25 protein-coding genes are annotated in these 24,248 nt (G+C 31.5%); 11 read left to right on the top strand and 14 right to left on the bottom strand.

All coding sequences use genetic code 11. The annotated features are described in order from the left end of the window. Nucleotides 1-160: 160 nt before the first annotated feature. The gene (locus ACH5TW_RS11320; RefSeq protein WP_439336616.1) at nucleotides 161-3,133 is read right to left on the bottom strand and encodes a leucine--tRNA ligase; all 2,973 of its coding nucleotides are present in this window, start codon (nucleotides 3,131-3,133) and stop codon (nucleotides 161-163) included. A 213-nt stretch (nucleotides 3,134-3,346) separates the two neighbouring features. On the opposite strand from ACH5TW_RS11320, the gene ACH5TW_RS11315 reads away from it, so the two are divergent. The 3 genes from ACH5TW_RS11315 (at nucleotide 3,347) to ACH5TW_RS11305 (ending at nucleotide 5,550) form a co-directional block, all read left to right on the top strand. Next, nucleotides 3,347-4,261, top strand: a complete 915-nt coding sequence (locus tag ACH5TW_RS11315; protein WP_439336615.1) for a DMT family transporter — start codon at nucleotides 3,347-3,349, stop codon at nucleotides 4,259-4,261. An 83-nt stretch (nucleotides 4,262-4,344) separates the two neighbouring features. After that, complete coding sequence (locus ACH5TW_RS11310; RefSeq protein WP_439336614.1) at nucleotides 4,345-5,223, top strand: cell division protein FtsX; 879 nt, start codon at nucleotides 4,345-4,347, stop codon at nucleotides 5,221-5,223. Nucleotides 5,224-5,295: 72 nt separating this feature from the next. Further along, complete coding sequence (locus tag ACH5TW_RS11305; RefSeq protein ID WP_439336613.1) at nucleotides 5,296-5,550, top strand: DUF3098 domain-containing protein; 255 nt, start codon at nucleotides 5,296-5,298, stop codon at nucleotides 5,548-5,550. On the opposite strand, the gene ACH5TW_RS11300 is transcribed toward ACH5TW_RS11305, so the two are convergent. Continuing rightward, complete coding sequence (locus ACH5TW_RS11300) at nucleotides 5,551-6,585, bottom strand: glycerate kinase (RefSeq protein ID WP_439337510.1); 1,035 nt, start codon at nucleotides 6,583-6,585, stop codon at nucleotides 5,551-5,553. Between the two features lie 173 nt (nucleotides 6,586-6,758). Here ACH5TW_RS11300 and ACH5TW_RS11295 point away from each other — a divergent pair, with 173 nt between their 5' ends. Genes ACH5TW_RS11295 through ACH5TW_RS11285 form a run of 3 tightly spaced genes read left to right on the top strand, consistent with a single transcriptional unit; the run spans nucleotide 6,759 to nucleotide 9,016 of the window. Continuing rightward, nucleotides 6,759-7,553: an undecaprenyl-diphosphate phosphatase gene (locus ACH5TW_RS11295; protein ID WP_439336612.1), complete on the top strand. Its 795-nt coding sequence runs from the start codon at nucleotides 6,759-6,761 to the stop codon at nucleotides 7,551-7,553. 2 nt (nucleotides 7,554-7,555) lie between these two features. Beyond that, complete coding sequence (gene truB / locus ACH5TW_RS11290; RefSeq protein WP_439336611.1) at nucleotides 7,556-8,248, top strand: tRNA pseudouridine(55) synthase TruB; 693 nt, start codon at nucleotides 7,556-7,558, stop codon at nucleotides 8,246-8,248. Nucleotides 8,249-8,299: 51 nt separating this feature from the next. Further along, nucleotides 8,300-9,016, top strand: a complete 717-nt coding sequence (locus ACH5TW_RS11285) for a hypothetical protein (RefSeq protein ID WP_439336610.1) — start codon at nucleotides 8,300-8,302, stop codon at nucleotides 9,014-9,016. Here ACH5TW_RS11285 and ACH5TW_RS11280 read toward each other — a convergent pair. After that, nucleotides 9,000-9,617: a thioredoxin family protein gene (locus tag ACH5TW_RS11280; RefSeq protein ID WP_439336609.1), complete on the bottom strand. Its 618-nt coding sequence runs from the start codon at nucleotides 9,615-9,617 to the stop codon at nucleotides 9,000-9,002. The genes ACH5TW_RS11285 and ACH5TW_RS11280 overlap by 17 nt on opposite strands. A 104-nt stretch (nucleotides 9,618-9,721) precedes the next feature. On the opposite strand from ACH5TW_RS11280, the gene ACH5TW_RS11275 reads away from it, so the two are divergent. After that, nucleotides 9,722-10,285, top strand: a complete 564-nt coding sequence (locus tag ACH5TW_RS11275; protein WP_439336608.1) for a DNA-3-methyladenine glycosylase I — start codon at nucleotides 9,722-9,724, stop codon at nucleotides 10,283-10,285. 29 nt (nucleotides 10,286-10,314) lie between these two features. Here ACH5TW_RS11275 and aat read toward each other — a convergent pair whose 3' ends face one another. Together aat and ACH5TW_RS11265 are read right to left on the bottom strand one after the other, a co-directional pair. Beyond that, complete coding sequence (aat, locus tag ACH5TW_RS11270; RefSeq protein ID WP_439336607.1) at nucleotides 10,315-10,938, bottom strand: leucyl/phenylalanyl-tRNA--protein transferase; 624 nt, start codon at nucleotides 10,936-10,938, stop codon at nucleotides 10,315-10,317. A gap of 135 nt (nucleotides 10,939-11,073) precedes the next feature. After that, nucleotides 11,074-11,451: a DUF3127 domain-containing protein gene (locus tag ACH5TW_RS11265; RefSeq protein ID WP_439336606.1), complete on the bottom strand. Its 378-nt coding sequence runs from the start codon at nucleotides 11,449-11,451 to the stop codon at nucleotides 11,074-11,076. A gap of 305 nt (nucleotides 11,452-11,756) precedes the next feature. Here ACH5TW_RS11265 and ACH5TW_RS11260 point away from each other — a divergent pair, with 305 nt between their 5' ends. Both ACH5TW_RS11260 and ACH5TW_RS11255 read left to right on the top strand, forming a co-directional pair. Further along, nucleotides 11,757-12,959 (top strand): sensor histidine kinase, encoded by a 1,203-nt coding sequence (locus tag ACH5TW_RS11260; RefSeq protein ID WP_439336605.1) that lies wholly within the window; start codon nucleotides 11,757-11,759, stop codon nucleotides 12,957-12,959. Then, nucleotides 12,949-13,302 carry a hypothetical protein gene (locus ACH5TW_RS11255; protein ID WP_439336604.1) on the top strand — a complete coding sequence of 118 codons (354 nt, stop codon included), beginning with the start codon at nucleotides 12,949-12,951 and terminating at the stop codon, nucleotides 13,300-13,302. Before ACH5TW_RS11260 ends, ACH5TW_RS11255 begins: the two co-directional genes overlap by 11 nt. Here ACH5TW_RS11255 and ACH5TW_RS11250 read toward each other — a convergent pair. Both ACH5TW_RS11250 and greA read right to left on the bottom strand, forming a co-directional pair. Beyond that, nucleotides 13,297-13,686: an HIT family protein gene (locus ACH5TW_RS11250; protein ID WP_439336603.1), complete on the bottom strand. Its 390-nt coding sequence runs from the start codon at nucleotides 13,684-13,686 to the stop codon at nucleotides 13,297-13,299. The genes ACH5TW_RS11255 and ACH5TW_RS11250 overlap by 6 nt on opposite strands. Before the next feature lie 117 nt (nucleotides 13,687-13,803). Next, complete coding sequence (gene greA / locus ACH5TW_RS11245; protein ID WP_439336602.1) at nucleotides 13,804-14,277, bottom strand: transcription elongation factor GreA; 474 nt, start codon at nucleotides 14,275-14,277, stop codon at nucleotides 13,804-13,806. A 146-nt stretch (nucleotides 14,278-14,423) separates the two neighbouring features. On the opposite strand from greA, the gene ACH5TW_RS11240 reads away from it, so the two are divergent. Further along, nucleotides 14,424-14,861 (top strand): Rieske (2Fe-2S) protein, encoded by a 438-nt coding sequence (locus tag ACH5TW_RS11240; RefSeq protein ID WP_439336601.1) that lies wholly within the window; start codon nucleotides 14,424-14,426, stop codon nucleotides 14,859-14,861. Nucleotides 14,862-14,871: 10 nt separating this feature from the next. On the opposite strand, the gene pnuC (ACH5TW_RS11235) is transcribed toward ACH5TW_RS11240, so the two are convergent. The 7 genes from pnuC (ACH5TW_RS11235) to pnuC (ACH5TW_RS11205) form a co-directional block, all read right to left on the bottom strand. Continuing rightward, nucleotides 14,872-15,444 (bottom strand): nicotinamide riboside transporter PnuC, encoded by a 573-nt coding sequence (pnuC, locus tag ACH5TW_RS11235; protein ID WP_439336600.1) that lies wholly within the window; start codon nucleotides 15,442-15,444, stop codon nucleotides 14,872-14,874. Further along, nucleotides 15,444-16,220, bottom strand: coding sequence for a 2OG-Fe(II) oxygenase family protein (locus ACH5TW_RS11230; protein WP_439336599.1), 777 nt, complete (start codon nucleotides 16,218-16,220; stop codon nucleotides 15,444-15,446). Before ACH5TW_RS11230 ends, pnuC (ACH5TW_RS11235) begins: the two co-directional genes overlap by 1 nt. After that, on the bottom strand, nucleotides 16,221-18,353 hold the full coding sequence (locus tag ACH5TW_RS11225) for a TonB-dependent receptor (protein ID WP_439336598.1): 2,133 nt from the start codon (nucleotides 18,351-18,353) through the stop codon (nucleotides 16,221-16,223). A 259-nt stretch (nucleotides 18,354-18,612) separates the two neighbouring features. Next, a complete protein-coding gene (gene arfB / locus ACH5TW_RS11220) occupies nucleotides 18,613-19,020 on the bottom strand; it encodes an alternative ribosome rescue aminoacyl-tRNA hydrolase ArfB (protein WP_439336597.1) in 408 nt (135 codons plus the stop codon). Between the two features lie 2 nt (nucleotides 19,021-19,022). Next, nucleotides 19,023-20,570, bottom strand: a complete 1,548-nt coding sequence (locus ACH5TW_RS11215) for a DUF4301 family protein (protein WP_439336596.1) — start codon at nucleotides 20,568-20,570, stop codon at nucleotides 19,023-19,025. Then, on the bottom strand, nucleotides 20,570-21,136 hold the full coding sequence (locus ACH5TW_RS11210; RefSeq protein ID WP_439336595.1) for an AAA family ATPase: 567 nt from the start codon (nucleotides 21,134-21,136) through the stop codon (nucleotides 20,570-20,572). Before ACH5TW_RS11210 ends, ACH5TW_RS11215 begins: the two co-directional genes overlap by 1 nt. Next, entirely contained in the window at nucleotides 21,097-21,729 is a 633-nt protein-coding gene (gene pnuC / locus ACH5TW_RS11205) for a nicotinamide riboside transporter PnuC (RefSeq protein ID WP_439336594.1), read from the bottom strand. The genes ACH5TW_RS11210 and pnuC (ACH5TW_RS11205) overlap by 40 nt, the downstream gene beginning before the upstream one ends. Nucleotides 21,730-21,977: 248 nt before the next feature. Between pnuC (ACH5TW_RS11205) and ACH5TW_RS11200 the strand changes: the two genes are divergently transcribed. Further along, entirely contained in the window at nucleotides 21,978-24,185 is a 2,208-nt protein-coding gene (locus ACH5TW_RS11200; protein ID WP_439336593.1) for a rhamnogalacturonan lyase family protein, read from the top strand. The last annotated feature ends 63 nt before the right edge of the window (nucleotides 24,186-24,248 follow it).

The raw sequence follows: 24,248 nt of genomic DNA, 5'->3' as shown, positions 1-24,248 counted from the left end.
CGATACACGCCTCGCCAAAAGCTACCACTGCAATCCCTAACGCAAAAAAACCAATAACATTTGTCATTTCGAACGAAAAGAGACATCACGTAATCAAATGTGTAATTAAATTATGTGATGTCTCAATCGCAGCTCTTGTTTACATGACAAGACACTATTATTAACCTACTATATTCACAATTTTACCAGGAACAACAATTACCTTTTTAGGTGTTCTGCCTGCTAATTGTTCTTGCGTTTTTTCGTTTGCCATAACCGCAGCTTCAATATCGTCCTTACTCATATCCATTGGTAATTCCATCGTAAAACGCATTTTACCATTAAATGAAATTGGGTAGTTTTTACTGCTTTCTACTAAATGACTGGCATCAAATTCTGGAAACGGAGCTGTTGTAATAGACGCGTTATTTCCTAACTGATTCCATAATTCTTCAGCAATATGTGGTGCATACGGCGAAATTAAAACCAATAAAGGTTCTAAAATGTCTTTACTTGTACATTTTTGAGCCGTTAACTCATTAACAGCAATCATAAAAGTGGACACCGATGTATTGAAAGAGAAATTCTCAATATCTTCCTGTACCTTTTTAATAGTTTTATGCAACGTTTTTAAAGCATCTTTTGACGCTGCATCTTCGGTTACTTTTAAACCATTATCATTGGCATATAATTTCCAAAGTTTTTTAAGAAACGAATGCACACCTGTAATACCTGCGGTATTCCAAGGTTTGTATTGCTCTAATGGCCCTAAGAACATTTCGTAAAGACGAAGACTATCTGCTCCGTAATCTTTTACAATATCATCTGGATTAACAACGTTGTATTTAGATTTTGACATTTTTTCGACTTCGCGACCTACTTTGTAAAAATCCTCTAACTGTAGAATATCAATAACTTTATCATCCTTCTTTTTGTTAGGATATTTCCATTTTATAAATTCTTCAATTACCAAATTATCAGAATTATCAATTGCATGAACAGGGACAATAGTTTTATTTACACTAAAAGTTTCTTCAATAATATCATCTTCATTTATTTTATGAAACTCATAACTAAGAATATTTTTTTGACGTAAAAGAGACTTGTATTCGTCAGTCAATTCTCCATCGCTCTTTGTCGCATCAATTGGAACAAAATAAGTTGTTGCCTTTGTACCAGTACCAGATGGCATATTAAACTTAATTACGCAAATTGCCATATTTATATATCCACTAGTCCCCAAAATCATACCTTGGTTAATCAGTTTTTTTGCAAACTCATCAACAGGCACCACCCCTTTATCAAACAAGAATTTTTGCCAAAAACGAGAATATAACAAGTGTCCTGTAGCATGCTCGCTTCCGCCAATGTATAAATCGACATCTTTCCAATAGTTAAGCGCTTCTTGACTTGCAAATGCTTCGGTATTTGTAGGATCCATATAACGGTTAAAATACCAAGAACTTCCTGCCCACCCTGGCATCGTATTCAACTCTAATGGGTGAATCATTTCATTATCGATAAGATCGTTGCTAACTACTTTATTATTTATGGTATCCCAAGCCCAAACAGTGGCATTTCCTAATGGTGGCTCTCCTGTTTCGGTTGGTAAATATTTTTCTACTTCTGGCAATTTAATTGGCAAATGCGCAGCATCAATCATTTGCGGCATCCCATCAACATAATACACAGGAAATGGCTCACCCCAATAACGCTGGCGACTAAAAACAGCATCACGCAAACGGTAATTGGTTTTCCCTTCACCTTGACCTATTTGTTCTAATTCGTAAATAGCACGTTTGGTCGCTTTTTTGTAATTCATTCCGTTAAGGAAATCACTATTACCAATAACGGTTTTCTCTTTGTCTGAAAAAGCAGATTCTGAAATATCAACGCCTTCAAAAATATTTATAATCGGGATATTAAAATGCTTTGCAAATGCATAATCTCTTTCATCACCACATGGTACCGACATAACAGCTCCTGTACCGTAACCTGCTAACACGTAATCGCCAATCCAAACCGGAATAGGTTCTTTTGTAAACGGATGTACTGCATACGCTCCCGTAAATGCCCCCGAAATGGTTTTTACATCGGCCATTCTATCACGTTCACTACGTTTTGCTGTTGCTAAAATATAAGCATCAACTTCCGCTTTTTGTTCTGGTGTTGTTATTTGCGATACTAATTCGTGTTCTGGCGCTAAAGTCATGAAACTAACTCCGAAAATAGTATCAGGTCTTGTTGTAAACACATCAATAACGGCATCGCTTTCATTAACTTTAAAAGTGACAGACGCCCCAACAGATTTCCCTATCCAGTTACGCTGACTTTCCTTTAAAGAATCTGTCCAATCAATCGTATCTAAACCTTGAAGTAAACGTTCTGCATAGGCAGAAATTCGCATACTCCATTGGGTCATTTTTTTTCTTATTACAGGATGGCCACCACGTTCTGAAACACCGTTAATTATTTCATCGTTTGCCAAAACTGTTCCTAGAGCAGGACACCAGTTTACCTCAGTTTCGGCTAAATAAGTTAATCTATATTGAAGTAATATTTTTTCTTGTTTTACGGTATCAAAACCATTCCAATCTTCGGCAGAAAATGATTCAATATCATCATCGCAAACGGCATTTACTTTTGAGTTTCCTTCCGAAGCAAATATTGCTTTTAGCGTTTCAATAGATTCTGCTTTATCAGTATCATTATTATACCAAGATTCAAACAATTGAATAAAAATCCACTGTGTCCATTTATAATAACTTGGATCACTTGTACGCACCTCACGAGACCAATCGAATGAAAAACCAATTTGATCTAATTGACGACGGTATGTTTTTATATTTTCGGCAGTTGTAACTGCTGGATGTTGCCCTGTTTGAATGGCGTACTGCTCTGCAGGTAAACCGAAACTATCATACCCTTGCGGATGTAATACATTAAAACCTTGATGACGTTTGTAACGTGCATAAATATCGGATGCTATATAACCCAACGGATGCCCAACATGTAAACCTGCTCCACTTGGATAAGGAAACATATCTAACACATAAAACTTTGGTTTTTCGCTGTTGTTTTCGGCTTTAAAAGTTTCGTTTTCTGCCCAGTATTTTTGCCATTTGGCATCTATGTCGTTGAAATTGTATTGCATCTATATCTTCAAATCTGATTTGCTATTACAAGTACATCTCTATTATTTGTAATAACGAAAATTAAAAGTGCAAATTTACGCTTTCTATATAAAACAAAAAGGCTTTGTTTCTAATTAATCCTATTACTCTTAAACAGGAAATAATTAATACTTAATTAAATTTTGATTGGCACTCATTTTTGTAATTTCGCAGCTTATTAAAAACGTATTTGCTTGATAAAAAACACAACCAAAGCGCATTTAGCTTTACTGGGCGCCAATATAATTTATGGTGCTAATTATATTATTGCCAAAGGCATTATGCCTGATAAAATTGGTCCAACTGCGTTTGTATATATCAGACTTGCATCTTGTGCGCTTTTATTTTGGATTCTGAAACTTGCCTTTGTTAAAGAAAAAGTTGCTAAAAATGATTTTTTAAGACTCGCCTTTTGTGGCTTCGTTGGTGGTGCAGCAAACCAATTGTTGTTTTTTCATGGTATTAATTTAACGTCGCCAATTGATGCTTCTATAATAACAACCTCAACGCCATTGATTGTTTTGTTTTTTAGTTATATCATTTTAAAAGAACGTATTACCAAAAACAAACTATTAGGTATAACCATTGGTGGTATTGGAGCAATCTGTTTAATATATTATGGTAATGACTCTAAAGGAACAAGTTCTGTTTTAGGCAACTTATTGGTACTATCTAATGCTTGTTGTTACGGACTATATTTGGTTATGGCTAAAACGTTAATGAGGAAATACAACCCTATTACCGTAATAAGTTGGGTGTTTTTATTTGGGTGCATTTTTGCGTCTCCTTTAGGCATTCCTGCTTTTTTAAATACCAATTTTGAAACTTTTACACTAAACACCTATTTAACTATTGGCTACGTAGTTTTATTTACAACCTTTTTTGCTTATCTATTTAATATTTACGCCCTTAACAACGTATCTCCTTCAGTAACTAGCAGCTACATATATCTGCAACCTGTTATTAGTTTTTTAATGGTAAGTGTTCTCGCCTATGTTTTTATGCAAAGTGAATATGCTCAAGATATTAACCTTATAAAAATATTAAGTTGCATTGTTGTTGCAAGTGGTGTTTATATTATTAGCAAGCCTGAAAAAAAATCAATTTAAAACAATATTGAAAGTTTAAGCGTTGTTATTTATACAGTATTAGAATACTTTGTTATTTTTACGTTATTAATCCAAATTACTTTATGAGTTCATCATTTGAAAAACATCAAAAACGCAGACTTATTTCATCTTACTTTTCAGTAGTATTAAGTATTGCTTTGGTATTGTTTTTATTAGGATTACTAGGTATGCTGGTGTTAAACGCAAAAAAAGTATCCGACCATTTTAAGGAGCAAGTAGTACTTACTATCTATTTAAAAGATTCTGCTAAAGAAGTTGAAACCAAACAACTTGAAAAAAGCTTAGCGATGTCTGATTATGTAAAATCTACCGAATACATATCAAAAGAACAAGCTGCAGAATCAATGAAAGCAGAAAACGGCGAAGATTTTATGGATTTTGTAGGCTATAATCCTTTACAGAATTCTATCGATGTGCATTTAAAAGCAGACTTTGTAACGTCTGACCAACTTGAAAAAATTTCGGCAGAGGCAACTTCTAAAAACTTTGTTGATGAAGTGGCTTATGATAACGATTTGGTAAATTTAATGAACGATAATGTTAAAAAAATAAGTTTCTGGGTATTGGTTATAAGTGGTATTTTTACCTTAATTGCTGTTTTACTTATAAATAGCTCTATAAGATTAGCCGTTTACTCCAAACGATTTACTATAAAAACCATGCAAATGGTTGGCGCTACCAAACAATTTATTCGTCGCCCATTTGTTTGGAAAAGTGTCCGCTTAGGTATTATAGGTGCTATTTTAGCTTTAATAGGTATGGCTATTGTTTTATATTATTTAAACCAAACATTTACAGAGCTAGAGTTATTAAGCAACCCTGTTTTAATAGGTTTGCTTTTTGCTTTTATATTTGCTTTAGGCATTATTATTACTTGGATTAGCACACATTTTGCAACCCAACGTTTTTTAAATTTAAAAACAGACGACCTTTATTATTAGATATTTTATAATAGCCTTAACGTAAATTTTTAAATAAATCCGTTAATTTGCAACACTACTTTTATATAAATCATGGGAGAAAAAAAACAAAAAGACGCTACAAAACCCGTTTTTGTATTCGGAAAGAAAAACTATAAATTTATGTTTATTGGTTTAGCATGTATTGCCCTAGGATTTATATTAATGTCTGGTGGCGGTAGTGACGACCCTAATGTTTTTAATCCTGAAATTTTTAGTTTCCGTCGTATTCGTTTGGCACCAATGGTTGTTCTTATTGGCTTTGGCTTTCAAGTATATGCCATTTTATTGAATCCTGATAAGAAGTAATTAACTTATCTTTTCGGCAAACTTAGCTGCCAATATTTTTACATAATCAAATCCGTTTTGCATAGCATCATCTAAATTTTTTGAATGCTTTAATACAGCATCAGCATAGTTTATTCCTAATTTATTAATGCTATTTTCATCAAAATCTATAGCGCCACAAAAAGCAGCTACTTTTATATTTTTCGCTTTCGCGGAAGTAATAACACCTTGAATTGTTTTTCCCGAAAGGGTTTGAGAATCTAATTTACCTTCACCAGTAATAACCCAATCGGCTCCTTCAATTTGCGCATCAAAATTAGCAAGCCCCTTAACTAATTGAATTCCCGATTCTAAAGAGCCATTTAAAAATACTTTTGATGCTATTCCCATACCTCCTGCTGCACCTGCACCTTTTACTAATTTTGCATCTACAGCAAAGGTCTTTTCAATGATTTTAGAAAAATCTTCTAACCCCTTATCAAGCATTTTAACAGCTTCTTCTGAAGCTCCTTTTTGAGCTGCATACACATAAGCAGCACCATTTTTTCCGTATAAAGGGTTTGTAACATCGCATGCTATATTAAACTTTATACCCCTCAATTTATAATGCACTTTACCAAAATCTATAGCATCAATTTTAGACAAATTAGCGCCTATTGGTTTTAGCTCTTCTCTATTTTTATCTAAAAAACGATATCCTAAAGCGGTTGCCATTCCAATACCGCAATCGTTAGTTGCACTCCCGCCAATACCTAAAATAATTTTAGATGCGCCTTTATTAATGGCATCTAAAATCATTTCTCCTGTTCCCAAAGTGGTTGCATTTTTACAATCAAATTCATCTTGCTTTAATAACTTGACTCCAGAAGCTTCTGCCATTTCTATAAAAGCTGTTTTAGAGTTTTGAGAATATAAATACGACGCTTCGATAGGTTGAAAAAACGGATTGTTTACATTCACTTTTACAACAGTTCCTTTTAAATAATGATTCATCACATCAATAGTACCATCTCCACCATCAGCTAATGGCAATTTTAAAATAGTTGCATTAGGAATAATAGCTTTAATACCTACTTCTACAGCATTAAAAATTTTAATGCTGTTAATGAATTTTTAAATTTATCTGGAGCTATTACTATTTTCATTGATTGAATACCTTGTTTCTAAAATAACACTTTATTCTTTATTTAATTACAACAATTGTAGGAGTATTTTAATATTTTTGCGTCATGGATATAATAGACTCAATCATTCTTGGTATTATTCAAGGACTTACTGAATTTTTACCTGTATCATCTAGCGGGCATTTAGAAATTGGAAAAGCTATTCTTGGCGATAATTCTGTGCCAGAAGAAAGTCTTCTTTTAACAGTAGTTTTACATTTTGCAACAGCCTTAAGTACTATAGTTGTTTTTAGAAAAGATATTTTAGACCTAATAAAAGGCGCTTTAAAGTTTAAATGGAACGAGGACTTAGAATTCATATCTAAAATAGCGATCTCAATGATTCCAGCCGTAGTAGTTGGATTGTTTTTTGAAGAGCAATTAGAAGCGCTTTTTGGCGGTAATATTCTACTTGTTGGTGCTATGCTAATAATTACAGCTATTTTATTATTTTTAGCTGACAAAGCAAAAGATACAGACAAAAAAGTGTCTTTTAAAAACGCCTTTGCAATAGGCATATCTCAAGCTATTGCGATGCTTCCAGGTATTTCGCGTTCTGGAGCAACTATATCTACATCGGTTTTACTTGGTAACGACAAAACTAAAGCAGCACGATTTTCATTTTTAATGGTAGTACCCTTAATTTTTGGCAAGATTGCTAAAGATGTTTTAAGTGGCGATTTAACTTATGATAGTGGAAATTTTACGTCGCTTTCAATAGGATTCGTAGCCGCCTTTGTTGCTGGTTTATTTGCATGTACTTGGATGATATCTCTTGTTAAAAAGAGTAAACTCTCATATTTTGCCATTTACTGTGCTATTGTTGGTATTATAGCTATTGGTTATTCTTTAATGAATTAAAAATGAAAACTGCCGAAGACTACCTATCCGGACACGTTCTATTAATTGACAAGCCTCTTAATTGGACCTCTTTTCAAGTGGTTAATAAACTACGTTGGGAAATCCGTCAAGCTTTCAATATAAAAAAAATAAAAGTAGGTCATGCTGGCACTTTAGACCCTTTAGCTACTGGGTTATTAGTTATTTGCACTGGTAAAATGACCAAACAAATTGACACGTTTCAAGGTCAAATAAAAGAATACACTGGCACTATTGTTTTAGGAAGCACTACACCTTCATACGATTTAGAATCGGAGATAAACGAAACCTTTCCAACAGCACATATTACAGACGATTTAATTCATAAAACAACAGCACAATTTACAGGAGAGATTCAACAATTTCCGCCCGTATTTTCAGCATTAAAAAAAGACGGAAAACGTTTATACGAATATGCTAGAGCAGGAGAAACTGTTGAAATAAAATCTAGAACCGTTTCAATTTCAGAATTTGAAATCACAAAAATTGATGGTTTAAATATAGACTTTAGAGTGGTTTGTAGCAAAGGTACTTACATACGCTCATTAGCAAACGATTTTGGCAAAGCCTTAAACTCTGGAGGACATTTATCGGCTTTACGTCGCACAAAAATTGGTGATTTTAATGTTACTAATGGTGTATCTATTGAAGCCTTTATCAAGTCTCTTAAAGGCTAAGTTTTTTAAATTTACGTATATTCATTAAATATTTGCTATAAATAAATCGATTTGAACCTAACAAATCAACATAAAGCCCTACTCATAACGCTTCTTATTACTGGAACCGTGATGCTGTCTGTTTTCAATTTAAGCTTAAAACAGCACAATGAATTAGCTTCTGAAAGTTATTATGAAATTGAACCTGAAAAAGAACTAACCAAAGAAGAAGTTAAAACACTAGAAGCTATAGAAAAATTAAACGCTAGTAAAGCTGAAACCAACAAAGCCTTTAATGAAACTCAAAAAAGCAAACACTTTGCGCAAGCCTATAAACTAATTGCGCCTCCAGAAGATTATGTTCCTAGAGAAAGCAATACAATGGAAAGCAAAGAAGCTTATACAAAAACCTATGAGCCAACGGATGTTTCTAAAGTAAATAAAGATGAACTTTCTTCTTTTGACAAAGTCAATGATTTATTAAAAAAACAAAAAGAAGCTAGTAACAATTCTAAAAGTACCATAAGCTTTTCGTTAACAAATAGAACAAAAGTACATATTCCCATACCGGTTTACCTTTGTGAAGTTGATGGCAAAATTGTTATAAATATTACTGTAAACAATAAAGGAAGTGTTGTAGATGCTTATGTAAATACATCTTCAAATTCTACAAATGAATGCTTAATTGAGCATGCTTTAGATTATGCAAAAAAATCTCAATTTAGTGCAGATGCATCAAAAAAATCTCAAATAGGGTCTATCACATTTTATTTTATTGGCAAACATTAGGTTCTAACTGACAAAGCATTTCGGTAACATCCTGTATAATATTTTGTCCTTTATCATCATTATACCAATGTTGTAAATCTTCTTTAAAAGCTGAGGTTAATTTACCATTTTCAGCCTTAAATCTACTTACATAGCTTGCTGCTTCACTTGGTCGTGGTCCGTAGGTATTTAAAACTTCACCTGTTTCATCATCAATCATAATTAATTTAGGAACAGAACGCGTACCATGAGTTAAAAAAGCATCCATTAACTCCTTATTCTCATCGCGAGTCACAATTTTCATTTCAATATAAGAACTCAATTCAGAGATCTTATTTATTGCAGGCAATATATGTGCTGCATCTCCACACCAACTTTCGGTAATAACTAACCAAGTAATATGATGACGAAATTCGTTAATCTTGCGTTTTGAAGCTTCCGATATTTTTATGGTTTTATCCCAACGCTTCATACGTTTATCATTAAGCTTTGTATAGTTTGCTAATGTTTTTGTTTTTTCATCTCCTGTATTCGACTTCTCATCCACTAAATACTTAACCAACTCTCTGTAAGCCTGATAAGATATGCCTTTTTGCAAACTAGTTTCTATAATTGAGCTCATAATATAATTTATTTTGGATTACACAAAATTAGTATCTTGGTGTTTTAATTAAGATGACTTTTGTCATGCTTTATTTTAACTCCTTACATTTTAATAAAATTAACATGGAAAAACATAGATGCAATTGGTGTAAAGGCGATGCTTTATATGAAGCATATCACGATAAAGAATGGGGCGTTCCCGTTTATGATGATGCCACACTTTTTGAATTTTTAATTTTAGAAACCTTTCAAGCTGGCTTAAGCTGGATAACTGTTTTACGTAAGCGTGAAAACTTTAGAATGGCCTTTGATAATTTTGATTACAAAAAAATAGCGACCTACCAACAAGACAAAATTGATTCGCTTTTACAAGATGCAGGTATTATAAGAAATAAATTAAAAGTAAATGCGACTGTTACCAATGCACAAGCCTTTATGAAAATACAAGATGAATTTGGCAGTTTTAGTAAATATATTTGGAATTTTGTTGATGGCAAACCCATAAAAAACAAATATAAAACCATGCAAGATGTACCTACAACAACAGCTATAAGTGATGACCTAAGTAAAGACTTAAAAAAACGCGGATTTAAATTTGTTGGCTCTACCGTTGTGCATGCACATATGCAAGCTACTGGCATGGTGAATGATCATATAAAAAGTTGTTTTAGGTATGATGAGGTTTGATTTTTAAATTTGGTAATACTCAATTACTTTCACAAATACTCCAAAAATACTTCTCTAGAAATCTCTTCAGCACCTAAGCTTTCTAAATGATTAGTGTACACTTGGCAATCAACAAGTTTATAATTGGTGTTTTGAATAAACGTTATAAAACCCACTTTGCTAGCATTACTCACTTTAGCAAACATACTTTCACCACAAAAAACTTGGTTACCTAAATCAATACCATAAAGTCCACCAACAAGTGTATCGTTTCTCCAAACCTCAACAGATTTGGCATAGCCTAATTCGTGTAATTTCACATAAGCATCAATCATATCGTTGGTTATCCAAGTACCAGCTTGCCCATCTCTTTTAGCTATAGAACATTCTTCTATTACCCTTTTAAAAGCTTTGTTAACTGTTACTGTAAAATCTTTATTACGCAATACTTGTCTCATACTTTTAGAGACTTTTAATTTCTCTGGAAACAATACAAAACGCGGATTTGGAGACCACCATAAAATTGGCACTTCTGTTTCAAACCAAGGAAAAATGCCCGATTTATAAGCCAACAATAAACGCTCTACAGATAAATCGCCTCCAATAGCTAGAATGCCATCTTCAGTAGCTTCATTTACATCTGGAAACCATATGTTTTTTGTTAAATAATGCATCTTTTAAAAGTAAAAAACCTCAACATTTTTAAAATATTGAGGTTAAATTTTAGACCCTTACGGTTTTGGATTCTTTAAGAAATCAAAAAATCCACCTTCCCTCTAATTAGTGAAGGAGTTTTAGTGTCGTATTTATTAAAACGGTAAATCGTCGTGATCGTCTTCTTTTAAATCGCCTGCTGGTTCAAAAGCATCTGCTGGTGGTACTGGTGGCATATTTCCTCCAGAAGCTTCAGCTTGTAATGCTTCAATTCTCCATCCTTGTATAGAATTAAAATATTTAGTTTCTCCTTGTGGATTAACCCATTCTCTACCTCTTAAATTGATGCTTATTTTTACTTGTTGTCCTTCTTTATAGCTATTCAACAACTCAGTTTTATCTTGTACAAACTCCACCATTATATGTTGTGGGTATTGTTCTTCTGTTGTTACAACAACTTCTCTTTTTCTAAACCCATTACTACCAAAAGTTTGAGTTTCTCCTACCATTTTAATTCTTCCTTGAACTTCCATTTATTCCTATTTATATCTATTAATACTATTTTAAAATTAACTTTTTTTAACTTAATAATATTATTCAATTTGTATTTAAACTGAACAAAAACTACAAGTAAAAAAAATAAAATTAGTAAATCTGAACCAAATAAAACCGTCTATTTAACTAACACACAAGGTTTTTACACCTAATAAGGTTATTAAACTTTTTTATTTTGAACAAATGTAACTATTATGTTCTTCAACTAAAAACTGATTTACTAACAACTTGAACAATAATATTAACAGATTTGCATTATATTACATAATTAATTAATACCACCATGATTTTGACCAAAAATAGTAATGTATTTAAATGGGTTATTATTGTTGCTTCTTTTGCTATAGTATCTCTAATTTTATGGAATACTTATGTCTTTTTTCAACATTTTAAAAAAGAAGAACGTATAAAAATGAAAACTTGGACTTATGCTTACAATGAATTTTCAAAAAATCTTTTCACCCCTAACCAAGAAATTAATAAAATAGCTCAAAAAATAGTTCTAGATTCTACCGTAACATCACCAATGCTACTTATAGATTCAGAAAACAACATTATAAGCTACCGAAATATTAATGGGTATGATCTTTTAAAAGATTCTACTCAAGAAAACTTAGATTCTATTTATGTTTATAAACATTCAACTAAATTAATTAAAAAGTTTAATTCGGAAAATGAACCTTTAATTCTTCAGGGTTTAAACCTAACACTTCACTACGGTAACTCACCGCTTATAAACAAGCTAAAATATTATCCATTAGCACTACTTCTTATTGTATTTTTATTTGGTGCCGTTATCTTCTTTTTTTACAGTAGCAATAAAAATGCCATCCAAAATAAACTTTGGTCTGGTATGGCAAAAGAAACAGCGCATCAAATTGGTACCCCTTTATCTTCCTTAATTGGATGGACAGAAATTTTAAAAACAGAAAATGTAGATCCAGATTATATTATTGAAATGGAAAAAGATATAGACAGGCTACAAACTATTACCGAACGTTTTAGTAAAATTGGCTCCATTCCTGTTTTAGAACCATTAAATATTATTGAAGAAACTATAAACTCCTATGATTATTTAAAATCGAGATCTTCTAAGCTAGTAGATTTTAAAATTATAATACCTGAAGGAGATATTATTGTAAACCTTAATAAGCAACTATATAGTTGGACCATTGAAAACTTAGTAAAAAATGCTATTGATGCTATGAAAGGTCGTGGCAAACTTACCGTAGAAATTTCGCAACTAGAAAACAATATAAAAGTAAGTGTTAGCGATACAGGGAAAGGTATTCTTAAAAAAGATTTTAATAGAATATTTGACACGGGTTATACCACAAAAAAACGAGGTTGGGGCTTAGGATTATCGCTTACAAAACGTATTATTGAAGATTTTCATGATGGTAAAATAAAAGTTTTACAATCTGAAATAGGAAAAGGAACCACCATACAAATTGCCTTAAAACGTGCTATAGAACATGCAGGATAAGCTTATACTTATAAAAGAAGTTCATTTAAAAAACAATTGCCCCGAATGCTATAGTAAAGAAGGCTTGATATTAAGCTTTAAACAGCGATTTATTGAAACTAAATTTAAGAAGTCTATTACTACAGAAGTTAAACATGAAATTGACTGCAAAACTTGTAATACTAGTATTTATCCTGTACAATGGACTGATGATATTGAACGTGTAGTTGCATATCAGAAAAAAGCGTTTGTTCCTAAAAAAGCATCTACCTTTTTAAAGAAAGCATCATGGATTGTTATTAGTTTAACAGTTACAATAATTATTTTAACTATTATATCTATAATACTTTATACAAATTTATAATTGTGCTTTTATAGCTTCAGCTGTAGCTTTAAATTCTTCTACAGTCAACGCTTCTTTTTTAATAAAACGAGCATCTTCCATAGTATGCAACGGAATTAAATGTACGTGCGCATGTGGCACCTCTAAACCAATTACAGTAACTCCAACTCTATTACAAGGAATTGCTTTTTCAATTGCAATAGCAACCTCTCTAGAAAAACTCATAATTCCATTATAAGTAGTTTCATCTAGATCGAAAATTTTATCAACTTCCTTTTTAGGAATACAAAGTGTATGCCCTTTACTATTTGGGTTAACATCTAAGAATGCTAAAAAATCATCCGTTTCGGCAATTTTATAACAAGGAATTTCGCCATTAACTATTTTTGTAAAAATTGAAGCCATAATTAAGTTGAGAGTTAGAATAGCTGTAAATATAAAAGATTCCTAATAATATTAATTAGGAATCTTAATTAGAATTTTATGATATTTAAATAGATTCTGCCTTCGCAGGAATAATAACTATCTAGAAATTTCGACAATATCAAATTTCATTACTCCATTTGGTACTTGAATTTCGGCAACATCGCCAACAGATTTTCCTAATAAGCCTTTACCAATAGGAGAGTTTACAGAAATCTTTCCTGTTGCTAAATCTGCCTCACCATCAGCAACCAATGTATAGTTCATTTCCATACCGTTAGTTTGGTTTTTTATTTTCACCTTAGATAATACTAATATTTTAGACGTATCCATTTGAGATTCATCAATAACACGAGCACCTGCTAAAGCATCTTCAAGTTTAGAAATACGCATTTCTAACATTCCTTGTGCTTCTTTGGCAGCATCATATTCGGCATTTTCACTTAAATCACCTTTATCTCTTGCTTCTGCAATAGCTCTTGAAGCCTTTACACGTTCTATATCTTTTAGTTGTTTAAGCTCTTCTCTTAATTTTTTTAATCCTTCTGGTGTATAGTATGATACTTTACTCATAACTTCATCGTTATATTTAATAATAAAATGCTGAACGAGTCCAGCATAAAAAAAATCCCGTATAAACGAGATTGAATAACAAATATACAAAAAAAACAACTCAGTTTACTTTTTGTTGTAAATTGCAAATCATATTTTTATAAGTCATGAAATCTATATTATTTACTCTTAGCCTTATCTTTTTAGTTGCTTGTAGCAAGAATGATGATATTAAACCAAACCCGAATATTCCTAATATTAATTTTAATACTGGTAACTTAGTAAATATTAATTTACCAGAATATAGTCAGCTTCAATTCTCAGGCAATCATGAAATTCTAAATTCGTATGGTTTAAAAGGTGTTGTTCTTTATTATATTGGCGGAAATCAATATTCAGCCTTTGAATTAACAGACCCTAACCATGTTCCTAGCTCATGTTCTAAATTAAATGTTGAGGGAGTTATTGCAACTTGCGGTTGTGATGATGGTAATAGTTACGATATTTTAACAGGGTCAATGAGAGAAGGCACTAATGGAGGCTATACTTTAAAACCCTATCGTGTTGAAGTTGCTGGCAATATTATTCGAGTTTTTAACAATTAAAAAAAGCGAATCATCCTTCTGTTTGATTAGCTATTTTCTTTTTCCATTTCTTATAACCTACAAATGAAAATACGGTATAAATAACTGTTAAACCTGTATAAAGACTTAAGTTTCTATTGAAATACAAGGCAATGGTTACAAAATTTATAACAATCCAAAATTTCCAAGCTCCAAGCTTTTTTTTAGCTTCTAAATAACTAGCTATAAAGCTAAAAACAGTTGTTTGTGCATCTAAATAAGGCATTTTAGCATCGGTATAATTATCAAAACAATAGCCTAAAATAATAGCCAATAGTTCTCCTAAAATAATTAAATACAAATAGGTGCTTATTGAAAAATCTGTTACTTTAAATTCGTTGTTTTCTTGAATGGCTTTTTTCCAATAAACAAAACCATAAACACCAATAATAACATAATAGATGTATAAAATAGATTCGGCATATAAGCCCGTTCTATAAAACAACAAAATACTAAATAGCGATCCTAATACGCCAAATAGCCAACAAATAATATGTTCTTTAATTAAAAAAAACAAATAAGCTAAACCTAGTATTACAGCTATAAGTTCTAAATAAAAATCCATTAAAATAGTGCTAAGTAATTTTTAAAATAAGATTCGCTTGTAAACTGTAAATCATTAAACTCTATATCCTGAAATGGCTTAGGTAAAGAGAAAAAAGCAAACGAAAAACGTTCTTTATTAACTGCTGTAAAATCTACTTGATGCTCTAATGCTTTGTATTTTCCTTTGGTTAAAAACTCTAATAAATACCCAGGAAAGACAACAATATTTTGACTTGCATGTAACGCTTCTTTTTTATTACTAAAGTTTTGATATGAAAACCCATCAGCTGAACCAAAAACAAAAACGGTAAATAATGACACGTCTTTATGTTTAGATAGCCTTAAAGGCGTGGTAACCTCTGTATCTACTTTAGGATAAAAATTACAAGATACCATGTGCCCTATAGAATCTTCGTAAAATGCTTTTAAGCCTTCTATTTTTAGTTGCTCAATAACATACAGCTCTATGGTTTTTATTTTTGAAATTAGCGTCTTCCAATCATTCTGTAAAAAAGCATGAAACTCTTTTGGAAAAAGCACTTGCTTAGAAAATTCTGAAAGCACAAAAGAATGTAACAAATCGGTATCATATTGATTGATACTATCGTTTTGCCCTAAAAAAGAATAGCCATCAAAACCACAATTATAATACGTTTGAAGAAATTCTTTTTTATAAAATTCAGGCTGTTTTAGAAAATTTTTAAACGCAGCCTTTATAGTTGTATCTGAAGATTTTGGGATAGTTGTTTCAACTATCCCAAAATAATCTTCAAACATGTTTTCTTTTACAAACATTTAAAACTTAAAAGTAGCTCCTACTAAAAAGTTTGTTGTTGCTTGTGGGTAGTAGCCTGCACCTTCAATAGTTGTAGTTACTCCTGCATTAGACCAAGTATCATCATAAGTATAATAATATCCGTTAGAAACATATTCTTTACCAAACACATTATTAACTATACCAGATAATAGTATTGATTTAAATATTGATTTTGGTTTTATTTCGTAAACTACATTAAAATCATTCACGAAATAATCATTTAATTTTGATGCGTTAGAATCTACATTTCCCATAAATTGTTCTCCAACGAATTTACTTAAAAAAGATAATTGTAAGTTTTCCACAGGAAAAAAGTTAAGTGCATTTCCTATTACTAAATCTGGTGAAAAAGAAATGTTAGTATTTCCTAAATTAACCAAACTACCATCAATTGATGATGTAAAATCTTTATTCTTATTACTACTTACTGCAATATTTGTTGAAGTACTGAAAGATTTACAATATTGAATATTAGCATCTACTTCTAATCCTAACCTATAACTCTTACCACTAGTTGCTCTTATTGGGCTTCCAACATCATCAAGTTCTCCGGTTAATACTAATTGATTTTTATAAAACATATAATACAAGTTTGTACTTATATGAGCTTTACTCGTGTTATAACGCCACCCTAATTCAATATCATTTAGAGTTTCATTTTCGGTTACTCCAGCTTCAAAATCGTCACGGTTTGGTTCTCTATTTGCTCTTGCATACGATGCATAAAAACTACTAGTCTCAGAATTCTTATAGGTTAATCCTGCTTTAGGATTAAAGAAATTAAACTTAGCATCTGTAATAAAAGAAACTCTATCAGAATTCAACCCATTGGTTTTATAACGTACAAAACGTCCTTGTAAATCAATAAAACCTGTTAAATTATCAACTACTTTAAAAGTTGCTTTAGAAAAAACACTGAAATCGTTTTTAGTAGCATCGCCTTCATAATACCTATCTCTAATATTAGTGTTAGGAGTTAAATTACTTCCCCAAATAACCTCACCAAAATGATCACCTGAATAAGTATTATATGAAAGTCCTGTAATAATTTCAAAAGCATTTTTCTTATAAGTTACATTGGCATTAATTACATAAAAATCATTATCTAACCATCTGCGAACAATAACATCTGAATCATCTTCAATTAAATTATTAAAATCTGAAGCTGTTTCTTCTGGTTTGTACTGTTCAAAATACCCTTTTCCTTTTGTATAGTTTAAACCTAAGTTAGTAGACCAATTATTATCTAAACGCTCATTCCAATGCAATTGGTAATGATCTTGCCAATAATTATCAGTTTCATTTTCATAAGTATATGGGTTTTGACGACGATCTTCTTTTAATTCATCGGCAGTTAATCCAAACCAAGATTGATACGTATATTCCTGACCACCAAATGATAAAGCTTTAATTAAAGTATTGCCATCTTTATAAACTCCTTGAAGAAAATATGATTTTAAATCTGTAAAGGCTCTATCTACATAACCATCAGAATCTATCTTTGAAAAACGTCCTGAAATTTCAAAATGGTTATTTAACAACCCTGTACTTAATTTCACAGTATGTTTACGTGTATTATAGCTACCAAAACTATTAGAAATTTCGCCAGTAGCTTCTTTAGAAAACGCATCTGTAAGCAAATTTAAACTCGCACCGAAAGCACCCGAACCATTCGTTGATGTTCCTACACCACGTTGTAATTGTAAACTTTCAGTTGATGATGCAAAATCACCTAAATTAACCCAAAATGTACCTTGACTTTCTGGGTCGTTATAAGGAATTCCGTTAATTGTTACATTAACACGTGTAGCATCTGTACCACGTACACGAATACCAGTATACCCAACTCCTGCTCCGGCATCACTAGTTGTAACGACAGATGGTAAATAGTTAAGTAAAATAGGAATATCCTGTCCTAAATTGCGCTTTTCTAATTGTTCTTTTGTCACATTAGAATGCGTAATTGGAGAATCTGCGTTTACACGCACTGCATTTACTAAAACCTCATCTAGTTTTTCTGTTTTAGTTGAATCTTGTTGTACTTGATTTTGTTGTGCATTTGCACTGACTGATAACACTAATAGTGTTAAAAAAAGAAATAAATTTTTCATACGATTATGAATTATAATCGAATAAAAAGAGGTAATTATTCTTAGTTATTAATAAATTAATTTTTGAAGCACATGCTTCGTTTCCATGAATTCAAGCCTACACCAAATATGGTATAAATTAGAACTCGATTTCCTAAACAGCATTACCTGTTCTAGGTTCAATGGGTATGATCTCAGCCGATAATAGGCACCCCTTTTTTGAGAACGGTGCAAATGTACTAACGAATAATTGATAATCAATTATTATTTATCAGTTTTTTTAATCTAAATTAGGTTTCCTTCTATTTGCTTTTTTTTCAGATAGATTACGTTTATTTTTCAATCGTTTTTTAATGACTGATTTAGGGATTTTTGTAGGTACACGTTTTTTAGGGATTATTAATCCTATTCTTATTAAGTTAAAAAACCGTTTAATTACTAGCTCTTTATTTTTATGCTGACTTCTACCTTCTCCGCATTGTAAAATTAAAACACCTTCTTTTGTTAATCTATTTTGAAGCTTATTAAAAAGACGCTGTTTTTGTTCTTCTTTAAAAACTGAAGACTCCTTTAAATTAAAAACCAACTCTACTTTTGAAGCGACTTTATTAACGTGCTGACCTCCTGCCCCAGAACTTCTAATAGCTTTAAAGGTTAACTCTTTTAATAAGGCTTCAGTATTAAACATGTTTACGCTTGATGCGGATCTTTAAGTAGATCGTTTACCGTTTTTACAGGGTTAAAAGTTTCTAAAGGCACCTCTACAAATATAGAATTCCAATACGCCATACTTCCATTCCATAGTCCAGGAAGCTCTAATGCTTTAATATCAATACCGTTTTGCGTTTTCATGGTTATAAAAGCAGCTTCAGGATCTACAAAATCTAAAAGATTAAACTTTTCTCCTTTATAATTTTTAACACCACAAACTAAATCTGTTGGATTGAAATGGGTCGCATTTTTAACAATATCTGCTTGTTCATTATTATCAATATCTATTTGAGCAAACTCAACGATTTGTAATGAAATGTTGCCGTTTTCGTCTTTTACCCAAAACGGACCACCACCAGGTTCTCCTTCATTTTTAACCATTCCGCAAACACGAATAGGTCTGTTTAAATTATCTTTTAAATAATTTCTTTTTGCTTCGGAAGCGAAATCATCAAACTCTGTATCAATTGAAACATTTAATTTATTAGATAAAAACATAGCTATTTTTAGCATGTCATTTTCAGAAACCAAATCACTATCTAGTTGATTTAAAAACTTAAAAGCCTCTTCTTGAATTTCAACAAGAACACCTGCAAGTAATTTTTTGTATTCTGAAACTTCAATATTAGTGTTAGCAACAACAATATTATCTATGTTTTTTATGAAAACAAGATCGTTATTCAACTTATTTAAATTTTCTAATAACGCGCCATGACCAGCTGGTCTAAATAAAATAGAACCATCTTCATTTCTAAAAACTTCTCCATCATTTTTTAATGCTACAGTTTCTGTCGCTTGATTTTGATAAGAATATGACACATTAAAAACCGTATTTGTTTTTTGCTCTAAATCAGTCTTAATTCTACTTAACTCCGAATTAAAATAATCGTGATGTTGTTCTGAAACCGTAAAATGTAAATTAGATTTCTTATTAGAAGATGCATATAAAGTAGATTCAAACAAATGCTCGTAAAAAGCAGTTACTACTTGATTGTCATATTTATGAAATGGCAACAAACCTTTTGGTAAAAAACTATAATTTAAACCATCTACATTCAACATCGTTTTTACTAACTCAAAATACTGCTCACTTTTTGATAAACTTTCAAAACTAGAATTTGATGCTTTTACTTTTGCAATTACTTCGCTATAAAAAGGAAATGCCTCTAAATTAGAAATAAAGGTTTTTATTAATGTATCTTTTTGTCTTTCAGTATAATCATCTATACTTTCATTTGAACCATCAAAGTTTTTTAAAAACTGAAATAAAAATTTAAACATACGTGTTGCTGCACCTGAAGCAGGCACAAACTTCACAATAGATAATTCATTTTGTTTCGCATTATACAGTTCTATAAGGGCTTTTATTTCATCCTCATTAAAAGACGCTATCCCTTTCCCAATAGTAGCTGCTTCAATTAGGTTAGAATAAGACATACCATTTTTAATACGACTTATTTGAGCATTAACTTGTTCTTGTGTTATTCCTTTATTTTCTATTTGTTGAATATCTTCTTCAGTAAACATTAATTATTTTTTAATAGTAAATCAATATGTTTAATTGCTAATTCTAAACGTTCTTTTTTATTTCCTTTTAATAACACATAAGGCCTTTTATTTACAACCAATGCTTCCTCAAAAGCTTTAAACATTTTTTCTCTAAGTGCTGGTTTATCACGCAAATCATCAGCTTCCCAAGGCGTGTCAATATAGGTTAAAAAATACAAATCGTACGTATTTTCTAACGCATGCTTTTCAAGTACAGAATCACAACTCCCAGAGTAATAAGCTTCAGAATACACTTTGGTTTCTAATAAATCGGTATCACAAATTAAAACTGTATTTGTTTTTTTTGCCAATTCATTTTCAAGTTTTATTTGACCTTCTGCAATGGGTAACAAATCATCGACTTCAAATGTTTTTCGCTCATTATTCCATTTATCTTGAAGATACTCTCTCGCAAACTCAGGTACCCAACTAGAATTATAATGTCTAGCCAATTGCCTAGACAAAGTTGTTTTACCTGTTGATTCAGGACCAAACAAAACTACTTTTACACAATTTGCAGATTCTTGTTTATACTTTTCTTCCATGTTAAATAACCAAATACAGCTATTACTGTAAACACTAAATATTGTAAACTTGTAAATGTAAATCCCTTATGAAAATATAATGGAACTGAAATTAAATCACCTACAATCCAAAACATCCAATTCTCTAATTTTCTCTTTGCCATAAGCCACATACCTACAAAAAACACAGCGGTAGTAAGCGTATCAACATATGCGACCCAACTTGTCCATTTATCAAATACATTGTAAACTAAATAAACAAAAATAAGTGTAGCTAAAAATATAGCTACACTTATTTTTTTCTCGTTAAACGACATTTTTGAAATTGGAGTTACATGGTTTTCATCAACTTTTCGTGTCCAAATATACCAACCGTAAAGGCTCATAATAAAATAGTAGGCATTTATCATCATATCACCTAACAACTCCCACTTAAACAATAAATAAACAAAAATAACAGTACTAATTATCCCAGTTGGAAATACTAAAATATTATTTTGTTTTGAATACCATACAGATAAAAAACCAAAGATTACCGCTATTATTTCAAGCACAATATCTATTGTTTCATATATTGAATATTGTCCAAATAAAAAATCGAAAAAAGAATTCATAGTTGTATCTCTCTAACTGTAATATCTAAAATGAAAATTTTTTTATTCAAGCTCAAAAATTAGTCCTAAATATACTGTATCTTAGATGAAGAGAGAAATATACTTAGGCTATTAATTAAACTTAGTTCGAATTAAGAGTTAACAAAAATTACTTTTTAATAATTTATAAGCAGGATACAACAGGATAGAGTTTTTAAATGTAAAATATACATTTGATAGCATCCAAAAACCATGCTAAACTATTTAAAATGAATAAGATATTACACACAAATAAAACAGAAACAATTTTGATAAACCTCTTCAAAAAGAACCTACTTCTTTTGGTATTTATATTGTTTTCCTTAACAACTATAGCTCAAAGGCAAATGGAAGATTTAGACCGAGGTGTACTTCCTATTAGAATTAGTAGTAATACCGTTTTAGTAAGTTGGAGAATTTTAGGAACAGAATTTACAAATGCTTCCTACAATGTTTACAGAGGCTCAACAAAATTAAATTCAACACCAATTACTGGCGCTAGTAACTTTGCAGATAATACCGCATTTTTTCCGGGTTCATATAGTGTTGCCGCAGTAATAGATGGTGAAGAACAATCGCTTTCAGTACCCGTAGAACCTTGGGATAAAATTTACAAAAAAATACCTATTTCTGCTCCAACTGGAGGAACAACACCAGACAATGTGACTTACACCTATGACGCAAACGACGCATCTGTTGGTGATTTAGATGGTGATGGTCAGTATGAAATTATCCTTAAATGGTATCCAACAAACGCAAAAGATAACGCTCATAGCGGATATACTGGAAATACTATTTTGCAAGGCCTAGAAATGGATGGAACCGTTTTATGGACAATTAATTTAGGAAAAAACATAAGATCTGGATCGCATTACACTCAATTTATGGTGTACGATTTAAACGGTGATGGAAAAGCCGAATTAGTATGTAAAACAGCAGACGGAAGTACTGACAGTGAAGGAACCATTTTAGGAAATGAAAATGCTGACTACCGTAACAGTAATGGCTATGTTTTAAGCGGCCCTGAATATTTAAGTGTTTTTTCTGGTGAAACAGGAGCTTTTATTAATACCGTAGATTATATTCCTGCAAGAGGTAGTGTTTCTAGCTGGGGAGATAATTATGGAAATAGGGTCGATCGTTTTTTAGCATGTGTGGCTTATCTTGATGGTGTACACCCAAGTGTAGTATTTTGCAGAGGATACTATACTCGTACGGTTTTAGCGGCATGGGACTTTGATGGCACAAACTTACAAAACAAATGGGTATTCGATTCTAATACAGCCGGTAGTCAATACGAGGAGCAAGGAAATCATAGTGTAACTGTTGGAGATGTTGATCAAGACGGAAAAGATGAAATAATTTACGGTTCTTTAACTGTTGATGATGATGGAACACCTTTCAATTCTACTGGTTACAAACATGGAGACGCTAGTCATTTAGGCGACTTTAATCCAAACAGTCCTGGTCTAGAATATTTTACTTGTCATGAATCAGCAGGATATAGTAGAAATACTCCTCTTGGAAACTTTGGAGCTTTTCATACTAATGTGATTCCAAAAACCGATTTTAGAGGAAACCAACTAGGAGAAATATTTTGGCAAGTAAATCAAAATAGTGGAACAGCAGATATTGGCAGATGTTTAATAGCCGATATTGACCCAAACTATCCTGGAGCTGAAGCATGGGCATCTGATGGCACTGGAATACACGATGTAAACGGAAATGTAATTTCAACAACTTACCCAACCACAGCAGGTAATGGTGCTTCCTACAACATGGCTGCTTGGTATGATGGCGATTTATCAAGAGAGCTTGTAGATAGAACTGTAATTACCGAATGGAATGGTAGCGGAACTAGTCGAGTTTTAACAGCATATAATTATGATGGACTTGAATTAGCTAGTAACAATAGTTCTAAATCAAATCCTTGTTTAATTGCAGATATAATTGGTGATTGGAGAGAAGAAATTATTTGGCGTGCATCAAACAACACATATCTTGTAATAATGTCTTCTAAAGACATGCCAACAGAACGCATCTTCACCTTAATGCATGACCCTGTTTACAGAACTAGTATTGCTTGGCAAAATGTAGCATATAACCAACCTGCCCATACTGGTTTCTTTTTAGGTACTGATATGCCAGTTCCTGCGGCTCCAAATATTTATTTAGCTAATGAAACTTTATCTGTTGATGCTAAAGAAATAAATAGTTCAAAAATAAAACTATACCCTAACCCTACTTCAGGAAAAGTTTATATAAGTGGAGCAAATAATGGAACTATTAATGTTTATAATAGTATTGGTAAATTATTGCTTCAAAAACAAGCTAATAATATTAAAAGTGTAGATTTAAAAGGATATACAACGGGACTTTATTTTATAAAAATTAAAGATGAAACTGGTATTCATGCATTTAAAATATTCTTAAAATAAGTACTCTAAATAAAAAAAAGAATATTCATTTTATTTACTATTCTAAATTCATAATTAAACAAC

Origin of the sequence: Thalassobellus sediminis, assembly GCF_044386045.1 — a bacterium.
Lineage (GTDB): Bacteria > Bacteroidota > Bacteroidia > Flavobacteriales > Flavobacteriaceae > Thalassobellus > Thalassobellus sediminis.
Note: the sequence above shows the minus strand (reverse complement) of the source record. Positions and strands in the feature narration are given on the sequence as shown.

Coding starts and splice junctions, on each gene's coding strand:
- ACH5TW_RS11320 (WP_439336616.1), bottom strand. CDS start 3,133: ATGCAATACAATTTCAACGACATAGATGCCAAATGGCAAAAATACTGG.
- ACH5TW_RS11310 (WP_439336614.1), top strand. CDS start 4,345: ATGAGTTCATCATTTGAAAAACATCAAAAACGCAGACTTATTTCATCT.
- ACH5TW_RS11305 (WP_439336613.1), top strand. CDS start 5,296: ATGGGAGAAAAAAAACAAAAAGACGCTACAAAACCCGTTTTTGTATTC.
- ACH5TW_RS11295 (WP_439336612.1), top strand. CDS start 6,759: ATGGATATAATAGACTCAATCATTCTTGGTATTATTCAAGGACTTACT.
- truB (WP_439336611.1), top strand. CDS start 7,556: ATGAAAACTGCCGAAGACTACCTATCCGGACACGTTCTATTAATTGAC.
- ACH5TW_RS11280 (WP_439336609.1), bottom strand. CDS start 9,617: ATGAGCTCAATTATAGAAACTAGTTTGCAAAAAGGCATATCTTATCAG.
- ACH5TW_RS11275 (WP_439336608.1), top strand. CDS start 9,722: ATGGAAAAACATAGATGCAATTGGTGTAAAGGCGATGCTTTATATGAA.
- aat (WP_439336607.1), bottom strand. CDS start 10,938: ATGCATTATTTAACAAAAAACATATGGTTTCCAGATGTAAATGAAGCT.
- ACH5TW_RS11265 (WP_439336606.1), bottom strand. CDS start 11,451: ATGGAAGTTCAAGGAAGAATTAAAATGGTAGGAGAAACTCAAACTTTT.
- ACH5TW_RS11260 (WP_439336605.1), top strand. CDS start 11,757: ATGATTTTGACCAAAAATAGTAATGTATTTAAATGGGTTATTATTGTT.
- ACH5TW_RS11255 (WP_439336604.1), top strand. CDS start 12,949: ATGCAGGATAAGCTTATACTTATAAAAGAAGTTCATTTAAAAAACAAT.
- ACH5TW_RS11250 (WP_439336603.1), bottom strand. CDS start 13,686: ATGGCTTCAATTTTTACAAAAATAGTTAATGGCGAAATTCCTTGTTAT.
- greA (WP_439336602.1), bottom strand. CDS start 14,277: ATGAGTAAAGTATCATACTATACACCAGAAGGATTAAAAAAATTAAGA.
- ACH5TW_RS11240 (WP_439336601.1), top strand. CDS start 14,424: ATGAAATCTATATTATTTACTCTTAGCCTTATCTTTTTAGTTGCTTGT.
- pnuC (WP_439336600.1), bottom strand. CDS start 15,444: ATGGATTTTTATTTAGAACTTATAGCTGTAATACTAGGTTTAGCTTAT.
- ACH5TW_RS11230 (WP_439336599.1), bottom strand. CDS start 16,220: ATGTTTGTAAAAGAAAACATGTTTGAAGATTATTTTGGGATAGTTGAA.
- ACH5TW_RS11225 (WP_439336598.1), bottom strand. CDS start 18,353: ATGAAAAATTTATTTCTTTTTTTAACACTATTAGTGTTATCAGTCAGT.
- arfB (WP_439336597.1), bottom strand. CDS start 19,020: ATGTTTAATACTGAAGCCTTATTAAAAGAGTTAACCTTTAAAGCTATT.
- ACH5TW_RS11215 (WP_439336596.1), bottom strand. CDS start 20,570: ATGTTTACTGAAGAAGATATTCAACAAATAGAAAATAAAGGAATAACA.
- ACH5TW_RS11210 (WP_439336595.1), bottom strand. CDS start 21,136: ATGGAAGAAAAGTATAAACAAGAATCTGCAAATTGTGTAAAAGTAGTT.
- pnuC (WP_439336594.1), bottom strand. CDS start 21,729: ATGAATTCTTTTTTCGATTTTTTATTTGGACAATATTCAATATATGAA.
- ACH5TW_RS11200 (WP_439336593.1), top strand. CDS start 21,978: ATGAATAAGATATTACACACAAATAAAACAGAAACAATTTTGATAAAC.